Source organism: Bacteroidales bacterium (genome assembly GCA_031276035.1).
In the GTDB taxonomy this organism is placed as follows: domain Bacteria; phylum Bacteroidota; class Bacteroidia; order Bacteroidales; family BM520; genus RGIG7150.
On record JAISNV010000043.1, the window covers coordinates 69,465 to 84,534 of the forward strand.

Consider the following 15,070-nt stretch of genomic DNA (forward strand, 5'->3'; position numbering starts at 1 on the left):
CTTAACACTTTGTGCAGATTGTAATATAAAACGAATAATCGTAAAATAATATATTCCTAAAGGTGAAATCCTGACGGGTATTTTGTAATCTTCAGGATTTAATTTGAGTAAATATTTATTCTTAGCACTGAGTGAAAATACAATTAATTTACTCTTTGTGTATCACTTAAGTAACTCTTTCAATTTTTTTTCATTGAGAATTATTCCTTTTTTCTTATCCAAAGTAATAATTCCTTCATCAATAATTTCGGAAAGGCTTCTCGCCAATGAAGGCCTGGTTACCCCGAAAAATTCCGCCAACTCAGTTTGATTCAATTCTAAATCAAATTCACCGCCGGCATTTTTACTCAGAATGTAGTATGCTAATTTTCCTTTTATAGTTTTGATTGATAAAAATTTAATTCTTTCGGATAAAAATTGTGTTTTTGATGAACTAAACGACATATATGTTCGCATAAAACTCTCACTTTCAGTCAATAATTTCACAATACTTTTCTTAGGAAAAAGAATAATCTCACAATCTTCCAAAGCAATAACATCAACGGGAAATTTATTATCATCCGCAAATAAAAAAGCTAATGCTAAAGGTGTCGGAGCATTAATTATCTCTATATTAAGCACATCCCCCGAATCAGTAATCATTTCTGTTTTAACTTTTCCTTCATATAAAAAATACAAAGCACTTATCCCATCGCCTTGACGCATAATAGTTTCGCCTTTAGAATATTTTTTTATAACAACATTCGTATTCTGTAAAAAATCTTCTTGTAATTCCTTGGGAATAACTGCAAATAACGGATTAGAAAAAAGAGATTCGTACTTCATAACAATCCACAAAATTAATTTTTTCCAATGAATTACATCAATTCGCGTTTCAATTATTTTGTAAATAACAAATAATCTGTTTTCTGAATCGAATTAACTTTGAAATTGAAGCCAAATAGTTTGATAACTCTTTGTAAATTAGCGCTAAAAAAATTTCAAAAAAAATCTCACAATGTAACAAATGTTACACCTTATATTTTTTCAACAAGATATTTTTGCATCAAATTAAGCAAGATGAAAAGAAAAATAATAAAAATAGACGAATCCAAATGCAACGGTTGCGGATATTGCGTAAAGAAATGTCACGAAGGTGCTTTGGAGATTGTTAACGGAAAGGCTAAGTTGGTTAGCGATAAATATTGTGACGGTCTTGGCGACTGTATTGGCGAATGTCCGCTCGGTGCAATCACTTTTGAAGTCAGAGAAACGGAAGATTATGATGAAAAAGCGGTTATTGAAAGACAAACGGCAAAACTTTCTCAAAGAGCTTCAAAATTAATTAATTGGCCACTCCAATTACATTTACAAGATCCTGCTGCAGATTATTTCTACAATGCGGATGTAGTTTTAGCTGCCGACTGTACCGCATTTGCTTTTGGTAATCTGGTAAATAAATTTCAAAATAAAATTATATCAATCGCCTGTCCGAAATTAGATTCCAACAAAGAAGTTTATATTGATAAATTAGTATCTTTGATAAATATTTCACATATAAATTCATTAACTGTAGTAATGATGGAAGTACCGTGTTGCAACGGATTGTTATATCTTTCGCAACAAGCACTTTCTAAATCGAAAAGGAAGATTCCAATAAAAAAAGTAATTATAAGTATAAAAGGTGACCTATTAAAAGAAGAATGGGTTAATGTTTAATTTAAAATCAAATATTATGTTTTGTTTTCAATGTCAAGAAACAGCTATGGGAAAAGGCTGTACAATCAAGGGCGTCTGCGGAAAAACTCAAGACGTAGCAAATCTTCAAGATTTATTAATTTTCCTGCTTAGAGGTATCTCTAAACATACTGTTTTACTTCGAGAAAAAGGTGAAGAAAATTCTTATGCCGACAAATTCATTGTTGATGCTCTGTTTATGACCATAACAAATGCCAATTTCGATAAATCAAGATTTGTTGAAAAGATTAAGGAAGCAATAAAATTACGTGATGAACTTCGTAATAAACTACAGAAACTTGGAGTTTTAATTTCTGACGATTGTGAATGTACAACATGGAAAGCCGATACTTTAGAAGAAATGGAAGAGAAAGCCAAATCCGTCGGCGTTCTTGCGACTCAGAATGAGGATATCAGATCTTTGAGGGAATTGTTGACTTACGGAATTAAAGGTATTGCCGCTTATGCAGAACATGCGGCACATCTCGGATATGAAGATAAGGCTTTGTATGCTTTTATGCAAGAAGGACTTATTGCAACCCGCAACGAAAAACTTACTGCCGATGAACTTACGGCTTTGGTTTTGAAATGCGGTGAAATGGGTGTCAGCGTTATGGCATTGCTTGATAAAGCAAACACAGAAACTTACGGCCATCCCGAAGTCACAAAAGTTGACATCGGGGTTAGAAAAAATCCTGCAATATTAATTTCCGGTCATGACTTACGCGACCTTCAAGAATTACTCGAACAAACCGAAGGTACAGGCATTGATGTATATACTCACAGCGAAATGTTACCGGCTCATTATTATCCTTTTTTCAAAAAATACAAACATTTTGCCGGTAATTACGGAAATGCCTGGTGGAAACAAGTTGAAGAATTCGAGAAATTTAACGGTCCTGTTCTGTTTACTACTAACTGTTTGGTTCCACCGCGTGCCAATGCAACTTATACCGACAGAATTTACACAACCAATTCAGCCGGATTTACTGATTATCCTCATATTCCGGACAGAGTTGATAATAAACCTAAAGACTTCTCTAAAATAATTGAACATGCAAAAAAATGTAATCCTCCGGAAGAAATAGAACATGGCGAAATAATCGGCGGATTTGCACATGAGCAAGTATTTGCCTTAGCAGATAAAGTTATTGATGCCGTAAAATCCGGACAAATCAAGAAATTCTTTGTAATGGCCGGCTGCGACGGTCGAATGAAAAACAGGGAATATTATACCGAGTTTGCAGAGAAACTTCCGAAAGATACTGTAATTCTTACAGCCGGATGTGCAAAATACAGATATAACAAACTTCCTTTAGGAGATATAGGTGGAATTCCGAGAGTTTTGGATGCAGGACAATGTAACGATAGCTACTCTTTGGCATTAATAGCATTAAAACTAAAAGAAATCTTCAATCTGGATGATGTTAATAAACTTCCAATAGCATATAATATTGCTTGGTACGAACAAAAAGCCGTTATTGTTCTTTTAGCTTTACTTTCTCTCGGAGTTAAAAATATACATTTAGGTCCGACATTACCAGGATTTTTATCTCCAAACGTTGCCGATGTTCTCGTCAAAACTTTTGGTATAGCTGGAATAACTAATGTTGATAATGATATGAAGATATTTCTAAATTAGAAATTAATAAATTTGACAATGTAGGAGACTTTATGATAAATTCGATAAAGTTTATAAAAACAGATAGAAAACAATCTCGAAACCCAGTATCTCCTACATTGTCATTTCTCAACTTAAATAACTATTTCGAGAATCGAAAGCAAATACTTTCTATGTCGAAATTTATACTTTTAAAGTCTGATTTATTTCAATTCATAAGTTTACTGAAGGTCAAACACTTAAATCTATTATCCGATTTATTTTCATATAATTTATTATAACATTATTTCACTGGTAAATTATCATATACGGACATCATACTTTTTCTTATCTTTGCAAATTCTTTTTTTAAGATAGAAAATGACTGTGACCGGTATCAATAAGAGAATATTTGTTATATTATTATCAGTATTATTTCTGAGCTATTTTGCGGCAAGTAATATGTGTTATCATACACATATTGTCAGAAGTACAATCTACACCCACTCACACCCATTTAATAAAGCAGAACACGATCATACCAAGCACGAGTTTGAAAACATCACCATACTTTCACATTATTATGTTGAGAATATAAATTTGTTTTCCTTTATAGATGATATTCCCTTTTTATTTTCGGAAAGATTCTTCAGCTCGTTAATTAACAAGCCTGTTATTGAAAGTTATTCGTTAAGTTTTACAATTCGTCCACCGCCAGAATATTTTACTTTATAAAATTTCCACATCACACTTTCAATTTATTCTTGATTAGGTATTTATTGTGATTATTAGAGAATCCAAATTCTTAACCAATTCTAATCAGCAACAATAATCTCCTGTTTATTTGCAAGATACAATATCTAATTATGAATAATTTAATTTATCTCTTATATAGATTAAGAAGTTAAGATAATTTTTAATATTAATAAAACTAAAAATGAAATATAATGGTAAAATGTTACCTAAACTAATAAACCGATTGATGCGAACAACATCTAAAATTAAAATAATACCGGCAACGGGAATATCATTTATCGGTTTCATTACACCCTGTTCATTTTTTATTAGAGTCATGTGTTAGCTATGCTTGACTCACGCAACAAACTAATAAACGATAAAAAATTCAAATTATATTCGTATGAAAAAAATATATATAGTTATATCTTTAGTAATTAATTCATTATTACTATTTTCACAAAAAACAGATTCAAATATCATCGGGCATGTGCTTGATAAAGAAACAAAAGAACACTTATTATATGTATCAATTGGCATAAAAGGTAGTACTATCGGAACAACAACAGACGGGTCCGGACATTATCTTCTAAACAATGTTCCGGAAGGAAGGCAAATTGTTTTTACATCTTACATGGGATATAAAACGGAAGAGGTTGAAATTGAAATTAAAAAGGGTAGAACTATTGAAATAAATTTCGAAATAGAGAAATCAGCTATTGCTCTTGACGAAATTGTGGTTTCGGCAAACAGGATTGAAACGTCCAGACGTGAAGCTCCTACTCTCGTAAATGTTATGACTCCCAAAGTTTTTGAAAATACGAATTCGTGTAATATCGGACAAGCACTTAATTATCAGCCTGGACTGCGGGTTGAAACTAATTGTCAAAATTGCGGGTTTCAACAAGTACGCATTAACGGGCTCGAAGGTCATTACTCGCAAGTACTAATAGATAGTCGCCCTGTTATCGGCTCTTTAGCAGGTGTTTACGGCTTAGAACAAATCCCTACTAATATGATTGAACGCATTGAGGTTATTCGTGGCGGCGGTTCCGCAATCTTCGGCGCCAGTGCAATAGGTGGTATCGTAAATATAATAACAAAAGAACCGACAAGAAATACATTTACTGTTTCAAATAATACAAGCCTAATCGGCGGCAAATCTATTGATAATAATACTACTTTAAACGCATCAATGATATCACAAAATCGCCGTGCCGGCGGTTATATTTTCGGTACTGTGCGAAACAGACAAGAATATGATGCAAATAACGACGGGTATTCGGAGATTGGTAGGCTTAAAGGTACAAATATTGGAATGAATTCGTATTATCTTATTAATAATAAATCTAAAATTACTTTGGAGTATCATTTTACTAATGAGTACAGACGCGGTGGCGATAGTATTGATTTACAACCTCATGAGGTTAATGTTGCCGAAATGACCGAATATAATATTCATAGCGGAAATATAAAGTATGATTTTATTTCGAGAAATGAAAAACAGAGATTCAGCTTGTATTCTTCCATACAAAATGTTGATAGAGACAGTTATTATGGAGCAGGTAAAGATTTGAATGCCTATGGAAAGACTTCGGAACTTATTTGGGTAAGCGGCGGACAATATAGTATTTCTTTCAATAAATTTCTATTTATGCCGGCGCAACTAATGGCTGGTGCCGAATATACGTACAATACTTTAAACGATGAAATGCTCGGCTATAACCGAATTATTAACCAGAAAGTTCAAATTGTGAGTGCTTTTTTACAGAATGAATGGAAAAACAAGCAAATCAGCATTTTAATAGGTACAAGAATTGATAAACATAATTTGATAAACAATGTAATATTCAGTCCGCGTGCAAATGTTCGTTATTCTCCATTAGAAAGTATGTCGTTAAGAGTAAGTTATGCATCCGGCTTTAGAGCTCCGCAAGCTTTTGATGAAGACCTTCATATCACTGCTGTCGGCGGTGGCGTTACCTTAATTCAATTAGCTCCGGATTTACGTCCCGAATATTCCCACAGTATAAGCGGCTCCGCTGACTTCAGCAAAACCTTCAATAAAACTAAAATTGAATTACTGCTTGAAGGTTTTTATACAACAATCAACGATGTTTTCATCTTGCAAGAATCCGGTACCGACGAACATGGCAATATAATTTTGGAAAGGATTAACGGTTCCGGTGCTTATGTTGGCGGATTAAATGCAGAGTTTAAAGCAACTTTTCCGTATAATATCGGTATGCAACTTGGTTATACTTATCAACAAAGCAGATACAAAAATCCGGAGACCTGGTCCGAGAATCCGGAACTCCAACCTCAGAAACGAATGTTTCGCACTCCTGATCATTACGGATTTATTACTTTAGATTATGCATTGAAAAATCGTTTTGTTGTTGCTGTTTCCGGAATTTATACCGGTAATATGCTTGTACAACATTTCGCCGGTTATGTAGAAAAAGATACTGAAGTTATTACACCGCATTTTTTTGATATGAATGTTAAATTGTCTTACGATTTTACTCTCAGCGGAAATATAATATTACAATTAAACGCCGGAGTACAAAATGTTTTCAATAGCTATCAATCCGATTTTGATTACGGAATGGATAGAGATGCCGGATATGTTTACGGACCTTCTTTACCGCGAACATATTTTGTAGGAGTGAAATTTATGATGTAAGGTTAAATTGGGTTTCAGGATTTAAAATTCCAACTTTTGGAATAACATAAGAATGTAGAAACTAATATTAATTCTATCTCTCAATTATAAATTAATTTCTGCATTCTTCCTTTTCTAAATTCTCTACTCGTACCTTATTGTCTGAATAGGATTTATTTTTGATATCAATGCCGTTGGAATAATCACAATTAACATACAAATTAGAAATATTCCGATATCTACCGAAACCATTTGCCATAGATTTATTTCTATCGGAACAGTGTTCACGTAATATGATTCCTGAGGTAAGGAAATGATTTTGAAATTTATTTGAAGATAAGATAAAATTAATGTGAGAGCGTTGCCGATAAGAATGCCGATACCTACTATATATGCCGCTTTTACTAAGAATATTTTACGTATTTCACGGTTGTTCATTCCCAAAGCTTTCAAAATCCCTATCATTGATGTTCTTTCAATAATAATTATTATCAATACGGAAATGATAGTAACAATGCAAACAATACTCATAACACTTAAAAGAACGGCAACATTTACATCTTGCAATGAAAGCCAATCAAAAACTTGCGGATTAATATCATAAACCGTTTGCAATTTGCAATTGTACGGCATTAGGGGAAGAATTTGCCGGTAAGCAATCTCAATATCGGAAAGTGAATTCAAATATATTTCATATCCATTCGATTGTGTATCAGTCCAATTATTCAGTTGTCTGATTATATTTATATCCGAAATAATAAACGTCTTATCATAATCGCCAAAGCCGGATTCATAAATTGCAGCTACGATAAATCTCCTAACTCTCGGGCTCTGGTCATAGAGAAAATATCCATCAATTTTATCATTAACGGATAAATTCAACTTATTTGCAACAATTTTGGAAATAACTATCGAATCATTATTTTTCCCATTATCGAATTTTGGAATTTGTCCTTCAATAATTTCTCCCGAGAAATTATTGAAATCGAAATCGGCTCCTATTCCTTTAAAAGCAACTCCTTCAATATTATCGCTTGTTTTTAGAATACCCGCTTTTAAAGCATATTCATTAACCGACTGAACATATTTTACTTTTGAAATATTACTGATATATTCGGCATCAATTTCTATAGGCTTTGATTCCCAAGATTCGTTGTAATCGAAATTCGAAATTCTGAGATGACCCACAAAACCTGCAATCTTTTTTTCGATCTGATTTTTAAATCCAGTAACAATAAAAACTGCCATCAACATTACAATAACACCCAAAGTAATTGTGCCTATTGCAATTTTTACAATATTTCCGGAATAATCATTTTTATTGATTTTCAAAATCTTCTTTGAAATAAAAGAAAAGGCTTTCATATCAATAAATCAAATATTTACTTCTGATAATCTTGAAGTTACTTATATCTTCTTGCCAACTTGCTCTTATAGTATCAATATCAGCATTATTTTCGATTTGTTCTCTTAGTTTTGATGTTCCGGCAAGTTTATCAAAAAATGGAATAAAGAATTTATCCTTGTTCTTCAAATCTTTATAACAAGAAATAAGAATATCAAAATTCAATTCGTGAATAGAATTTCGCCATTCGTACCCTTGTCCGACAAGATTATATCCGATACATTCCTTATCTTTTAATTTCGGATTGGGAGCTGCATGCGAAATACTCCGCGGAGTAAAGGTTGTGTCACCTTTTGAAAGATCCGGATGACCGACTAATTCAAAAGGAAAATCGGTTCCTCTTCCAACCGAAACACAAGTTCCTTCAAAAAAACAAAGTGAAGGATACATCCATATTGCACTCATATTTTGAAGATTAGGAGACGGAGCCACAGGCAATTCATAATAGGAGCTGTAAGTATAATTAGCCACCGGAATTACTTTCACCATTTTCTTATCATGAAAATTAGGAGAAATCCAATCTTCACCAACAACCATTAATCCGTATTCGCCTATAGTCATCCCATAAACAACAGGAATTTTGTGCATTCCAACAAAAGACTCGAAACCATCCTCAAGTACCGGACCATCAATATAATGCGCATTGGGATTCGGTCTGTCGAGGATAATAACCGGAATATCCGCTTCGGCACAAGCTTCAAGAACATAAGTCAATGTGGATATATACGTATAAAACCTCACTCCAACATCTTGAAGATCGAAAAGCATTACATCAATATTTTCAAGTTGTTTCTGAGTAGGTTTTTTATTATTTCCGTATAAAGAAATTATCGGTAAACCGGTAAGCTCGTCTTTATTGTCGGAAATAAGTTCCCCAGCACCGGCATCACCACGGAAACCATGTTCGGGACAATATATCTTTGTAACAGTAACTTTTTCCGAAAGTAGAACATCAACAAGATGTTTATCTTTAAAAATTGATGTTTGATTAGCTACAATTCCTATTGATTTATTTTTTAAATCATTCAGATAAAGTTCTGTACGTTCCGCACCGGGAACTATTTTTGCATTTTGAGCGTAAACATTAATCTGCAAAAAAAAGCATGAGACTAAGACTATATGAGTAAAACTCATTTTTTTAAAAAATCTTATTCTCATGCCGGGAAGTATTTATTGTGTTCTGCCGGGATAAACCTCGAGAGCTTTTTTAAGGCAGATCATAGATTTTTTAAGATCTTCTACTTTAAGAACATAACTAATTCTCACTTCGTCTTTACCGGAGCCAGGAGTAGAATAGAATCCTGTAGCAGGAGCCAACATCACCGTTTCGCCATTGAAATCAAAATCTTCCAAAAGCCATTGAGCAAATCTATCGGAATCATCGATAGGCAACTTGGCAACTATGTAGAAAGCACCTTTCGGCATTGGGCAGTATGCTCCGGGAATATTTTCAATTCCTTCGTAAACGGCTTTTCTGCGAGCATCATACTCTTTAATAATCTTATCGAAATAATCTTTTTCGACATATTGAGATGCCTCAGCAGCAATTTGTCCGAATGACGGCGGGCTTAATCTTGCTTGTGCAAATTTCATTGCGGTACTCATCACCTCTTTATTTTTAGAAATCATGCAACCTATTCTGAAACCACAAGCCGAATATCTTTTCGACACACTATCAAAGAGAATAACATTATTTTCCAGACCGTTAAGATGCATCACGGAATAATGTTTAGCTCCGTCGTAGCAAAATTCTCTGTAAACTTCATCTGCGAAAATATAAAGATCATATTTTATAGCAATATCTCTCAGTGTTTCCAATTCTTCTTTGGAATAAAGATAACCTGTAGGATTATTAGGGTTACAGATCATTATAGCTTTGGTTTTCGGAGTGATAACTTTTTCAAATTCCGAAATAGGCGGCAGAGCGAATCCGTCTTCGATATGAGATACAATAGGAACTACATTTATTCCGCTACTGATTGAAAATCCGTTATAATTAGCATAAAAAGGTTCGGGAATAATAATTTCATCACCTTCATCAAGGCAAGTTTCCATAGCAAACATAATAGCTTCGGATGCGCCTTCGGTAACGATAATATCATCAACAGTAATATCAATACCTATTGATTTATAATAATCGACCAAAACTTTTCTGTAAGAAACATTACCTGCGGAATGGCTGTATTCAATAACCTTACCATTGTAATTTTTCAATGCATTGAGCATTACCTCAGGTGTTTCAATATCAGGTTGACCGATATTTAGATGATAAACTTTGATTCCGCGTTTTTTTGCAGCATCAGAATAAGGAACGAGTTTTCTAATAGGAGAAGCGGGCATTTTGAGTCCCTTTTGAGATATTTTTGGCATATTAAATTAATTATTTACCGGAACTGCGCCCGGGTTAACATTATTATTGAGCAATTGTTGATCAGCCGCATTCTTTACAACTTCTCCCTTAATACGTAAAACTACAGGACTGTTTGAAGCGTTGGAAACAATTGTAACTGATTTATTGATTGGACCTACTCTGTTAGTTGAATATTTAACTTTAATCTCAGTTGATTTACCTGGAAGGATTGGAGCTTTAGTCCATTCCGGCACAGTACATCCGCAAGTAGATTTAGCATCTGTAAGAATTAACGGTTCTTTTCCTGTGTTAGTGAGGGTAAAAACACAATTACCATCGCCGTTTTCCATAATTTTACCATAGTCATGCACAAGTTTGTCAAAATCCATATAAGGTGCATGAGGATTAACATCTTTTGCATTATCTTGAGCAAAAGTGATTGTTGAAAATGCAACAATCATACTCATTAAAACAAATAACTTTTTCATAGAGCAATTTTAATTAATTATATAAATTATTTTTCTTTTAATATTCGGATTGCCGTATTAAATTCGGGTTCAATTTTATTGATAACCTCATAGAAAGTGTCTGTATCATAGAGATTTCTTCCGATAAAAGCTTTCAATTGAGCAACCACGAGCGGACTTAATTCGACTGGTGTATTTTCATCAATAATTATGCCGTTCTCTTCACATAACTCAAATATTTTTTTTATGTCTTTATCCGATATTTTATAATTATCAATAAAGGATTTTTTATCAGGATATTGTTTCAATAAACTTTTTCTACTATTATCCATAAGATATATAGAATATTTATTTGCAATGCCTTTAGAAATGAATTTTTTAGTAAAATCATCATACATTGTGGAATCAAAAGGCACGAAGATATCAGGCATAATTCCGCCGCCGCCGTAAACAACCCTTCCGGAAGCAGTATAATACTTCAAAGAATCTGGAAATGAAATACTATCTTGATGAATATGTTCACCGTGCTTCAGACGGTTTGAAATATCCTTAAAATACTCATCCTTGCCGTCATCATAAGGCTTTTGTATATATCTTCCACTTGGAGTATAATATCTTGCAATAGTAATTCGCACCTGAGAACTATCTGGCAAATTAAACGGTCTTTGCACAAGACCTTTTCCGAATGAACGGCGACCGATGACTGTTCCTCTATCCCAATCCTGAATTGCGCCGGCAAGTATTTCACTTGCGGAAGCAGAGCCTTCATTAATCATAACAACAACATCACCCTTTTCAAAATCGCCTTTATTTGTAGCAATAGCATCCGAACGCGGAGCCATTCTTCCTTCGGTATAAACAATAAGTTTTCCTTCAGTAAGAAATTCATCGGCAAGAGAAATAGCAACATCAAGAAATCCACCGGAATTATTTCTAAGGTCGAGGATTAATTTTTTCATACCTTCTTTTTTCAACTTGCTTAATGCTTCATGAAATTCATCCATTGTTGAGCGAGAGAACCTGTTTAATTTGATATAACCGATTTCATCATCAATCATATATTTGGCGTCAATACTATAAACCGGAATAACATCTCTGACAATAGTAAAATCAAGTAATTTCGGCTCGCCTTTTCTAAGGATCTTTACATCAACAGTAGTATTTTTCGGCCCCCTTAATTGTTTTTGAATCCATGAGGACGTAACATCTTTCCCTGCCGCATTCTGTCCATCAATTTCCACAATCTTATCACCTGCCATAATACCTACTTTATCAGACGGACCACCCGCAATAGGTGAAATAACCAATAAAGTATCTTCAACCATCTGAAATTGAACGCCAATACCTTCGAAATTTCCTTGTAAAGGCTCGTTAGATGCCCTTGCTTCCTCAACATCAAGATACGCACTATGAGGGTCCAATTCTTTAAGCATTGCCTCAAGGGCAGCTTCAATTATTTTTTCATTATCAACAGAATCTACATAATAAAAATTTAGTGTTTGAAAAACACGGTTAAATTTATTAAGTTGTTCTTTCGCTTTTTCGGACTGACAGTATATATCATCACAAACGAAAAACAACATAGCAAATATTAATATTCTAAATATTTTTTTATGCATAATCAACGAAAAATTTTACAAAAGTACAAAACAATTGATAATTAACAATTAACTATTGATAATTTAATTAATAATTAACACTTAATTGCTAATAATGTGTGATTTAGCTATCATAATTATTAATTCTAATCTCAAATTAATGAGGACTAAATTCAATGTTAATATTTACAAATTATCACAGTTATTCTTAAATTTAATTCTTAATTCCTAACTTAAAAAATTATCTTTGCAAAAACAAAAGCAATAGTGGCAAAAGCAGAATTAAAATCTTTACTCCTATCAATGGTTGTTCCGACGATCTTGGTATTTATAATATGTATGGTAAAATTTATTGAGATTTTGTTTAATATTTCTTTTACAGAATACGGATTAATACCTCTTAATATAAAAGGTTTAATAGGTATAATTACTGCGCCTTTTATACATCTTGATTTCAAACACCTTATCGGTAATTGTGTCCCTTTATTTGTTTTAACAACAGGTTTATTTTACTTTTATAAAGATATTTCATATCAAGTTATTGTTTTATCGTGGTTATTAACTGGTTTAATGACTTGGTTAATGGGGAGGGAACATTCCGTTCACATTGGTGCCAGCGGTATAGTTTATGCATTGATTACTTTTCACTTAACAAGTGCTCTGTTAAGAAAAAGGAAAGACTTGACAGCATTTTCTTTAATTGTAATATTTCTATACGGTAGTTTTATTTGGGGATTTTTTCCCGATTTTTTTCCTGAACGAAACATAAGTTGGGAATCTCATTTATCAGGAGCAGTCTGTGGAGTAATTATAGCATTATTTTATAAGAATGAAGGCCCGCAAAAAATTATTCATAACTGGGATGAGGAAGACGAAAATAATGATGAAGACAGATGGTGGGAGATTCAAAACAATACATAAATCCATTTAAATAGGAGAATAATATGATATTTTTTTAATTTTTTCTTGTGTGAAACAAAAAAAAACCATATTTTTGCATGATTTTAAAAAAAGATTTTTTATCAAACAATTATTAATAAACAATTAATTTAAATTATTATGAAAAAGTTTTTTACACTATTTATGGCAAGTTTAATTGCCATTGCGAGTTTGGCGCAAACAAAAACACGAGTTCCAGACGAAGTCCTTAACAAAGCAGTAGAAATGAGCAATCGCAACACTAATAATGTTCAAATGCCTTTCAAGGTTGCTCCTTCAACAAAATCTGTTGCTTTAGCTCCTCAAGAAATAGAAGTCGGTCATACTTACTATGATTTACAAAGTAATTCTTCTTTAGCAAACAGGTTTTACAGATATGATGACGGCAGTATTGTTGCTACCTGGACAGGTGGTATGGAAGCTGCTGCATTTAATGACAGAGGTTCTTTTTCTACCTATTGGACCAAATTACAGGATCAAACATGGGGATGGTCTATTAACCCGGATGATGTAGGTAGAATTGAAGGTTACCGCGCAGGTTGGCCGAGTTATGCTCCTTATGAAAACGGAGAAATCATGGTTTCTCACAGTTCTGGTATCGGTTTACATAAACGTGACCAAGTAGGTACCGGTGACTGGAGTTTAGTAACACAAAGTATTTCAAGTACTTCAAACTCATGGCCGCGTGCTTGTGTAAACAATGGCACAATACATGTACTCGAAGGTCACCAAACAAGTGGAACTCCTATGGAAAACCATGTTTATTATTCAAGATCAAAAGACGGTGGACAAACTTGGGCTCCTCAAGGTGAAACTCCGGAACTTATCGGTTCTGATTATTACAGTACAATAGCTTTTTCTGCCGATGATTATGTTTGGGCAGAACCAAATAACGGTGTAATTGCTTTTGCTATGTTTTCAAATTTTGCTGACCTTGTTATCATGAAATCAGAAGATGATGGCGACACATGGGAAAAAATAATTGCTTGGGAACATCCGATACCATTCTATAATTATAATACTATGGTTTATACAGATACTTTATATGCACCTAACGGTTCAGGAAATATTGTGATTGATGATAACGGTAATTGTCATATTGCTTTTAATGTAAACAGATATTTAGTTACTGAAACAGGTGGTAGCAGTTCTTATTTTCCAGCTCTCGGACATTCTTTCTATTGGAACGAAACATTAGATCCTTTTACAGATCTTAATAACCAATATGATGCTCTTCATGCTGAGTTACACCCCGAATATTTACAAGACGGTAGATGTATTCTTGCTTACGGTTTTGACTTTGATGGTGACGGTTCATGGTTTGGCGAGACTACTGATGGTCTTACATATTACCGCTGTACAGGTCCTATTACTCACATTACCATGACACAGGTAAGTGCAGACAGGCTTGTTATTGCTATTTCACTTACTGATGATTCAGCTCCGCTTTCAGCAGGTGGTAGTACTTATTATGCAAAAAGAATTTTCTTATGCTCTTATGTATTTAATGAAATTTATGAAGAGTGGAGATTTGATACCAATTGGGTAACTGATCCTGATATGGTTAGTTATGACTTATTCTCAGAAACCCCAAC

Annotated in this window: 11 protein-coding genes; 5 read left to right on the forward strand and 6 right to left on the reverse strand. The window is 33.5% G+C overall.

What is annotated here, in order from left to right; translation table 11 throughout:
- Positions 1 to 162: 162 nt before the first annotated feature.
- Complete coding sequence (locus LBP67_10470; GenBank protein ID MDR2085403.1) at positions 163 to 825, reverse strand: Crp/Fnr family transcriptional regulator; 663 nt, start codon at positions 823 to 825, stop codon at positions 163 to 165.
- A 234-nt stretch (positions 826 to 1,059) separates the two neighbouring features.
- Here LBP67_10470 and LBP67_10475 point away from each other — a divergent pair, with 234 nt between their 5' ends.
- From LBP67_10475 to LBP67_10485, 3 genes are all read left to right on the forward strand, one after another.
- The gene (locus LBP67_10475) at positions 1,060 to 1,698 is read left to right on the forward strand and encodes a 4Fe-4S dicluster domain-containing protein (GenBank protein ID MDR2085404.1); all 639 of its coding nucleotides are present in this window, start codon (positions 1,060 to 1,062) and stop codon (positions 1,696 to 1,698) included.
- 16 nt (positions 1,699 to 1,714) lie between these two features.
- The gene (gene hcp / locus LBP67_10480; protein ID MDR2085405.1) at positions 1,715 to 3,358 is read left to right on the forward strand and encodes a hydroxylamine reductase; all 1,644 of its coding nucleotides are present in this window, start codon (positions 1,715 to 1,717) and stop codon (positions 3,356 to 3,358) included.
- A 1,096-nt stretch (positions 3,359 to 4,454) separates the two neighbouring features.
- Positions 4,455 to 6,737: a TonB-dependent receptor gene (locus tag LBP67_10485; protein ID MDR2085406.1), complete on the forward strand. Its 2,283-nt coding sequence runs from the start codon at positions 4,455 to 4,457 to the stop codon at positions 6,735 to 6,737.
- Between the two features lie 123 nt (positions 6,738 to 6,860).
- Here the strand turns inward: LBP67_10485 and LBP67_10490 are convergent, their stop codons facing one another.
- From LBP67_10490 to LBP67_10510, 5 genes are read right to left on the reverse strand one after another with little or no spacing between them, the layout of a single operon-like run.
- Positions 6,861 to 8,081, reverse strand: coding sequence for an ABC transporter permease (locus LBP67_10490; protein MDR2085407.1), 1,221 nt, complete (start codon positions 8,079 to 8,081; stop codon positions 6,861 to 6,863).
- Position 8,082: 1 nt separating this feature from the next.
- Positions 8,083 to 9,279 carry a DUF1343 domain-containing protein gene (locus LBP67_10495; GenBank protein MDR2085408.1) on the reverse strand — a complete coding sequence of 399 codons (1,197 nt, stop codon included), beginning with the start codon at positions 9,277 to 9,279 and terminating at the stop codon, positions 8,083 to 8,085.
- A gap of 12 nt (positions 9,280 to 9,291) precedes the next feature.
- Complete coding sequence (locus LBP67_10500; GenBank protein MDR2085409.1) at positions 9,292 to 10,491, reverse strand: pyridoxal phosphate-dependent aminotransferase; 1,200 nt, start codon at positions 10,489 to 10,491, stop codon at positions 9,292 to 9,294.
- A 6-nt stretch (positions 10,492 to 10,497) separates the two neighbouring features.
- Positions 10,498 to 10,959, reverse strand: a complete 462-nt coding sequence (locus LBP67_10505) for a DUF1573 domain-containing protein (GenBank protein ID MDR2085410.1) — start codon at positions 10,957 to 10,959, stop codon at positions 10,498 to 10,500.
- A 26-nt stretch (positions 10,960 to 10,985) separates the two neighbouring features.
- Positions 10,986 to 12,557, reverse strand: coding sequence for a S41 family peptidase (locus LBP67_10510; GenBank protein ID MDR2085411.1), 1,572 nt, complete (start codon positions 12,555 to 12,557; stop codon positions 10,986 to 10,988).
- Between the two features lie 246 nt (positions 12,558 to 12,803).
- On the opposite strand from LBP67_10510, the gene LBP67_10515 reads away from it, so the two are divergent.
- Together LBP67_10515 and LBP67_10520 are read left to right on the forward strand one after the other, a co-directional pair.
- The gene (locus LBP67_10515) at positions 12,804 to 13,457 is read left to right on the forward strand and encodes a rhomboid family intramembrane serine protease (protein ID MDR2085412.1); all 654 of its coding nucleotides are present in this window, start codon (positions 12,804 to 12,806) and stop codon (positions 13,455 to 13,457) included.
- A 138-nt stretch (positions 13,458 to 13,595) separates the two neighbouring features.
- The coding region (locus tag LBP67_10520) for a glycoside hydrolase (GenBank protein MDR2085413.1) at positions 13,596 to 15,070 on the forward strand (1,475 nt) is incomplete at its 3' end.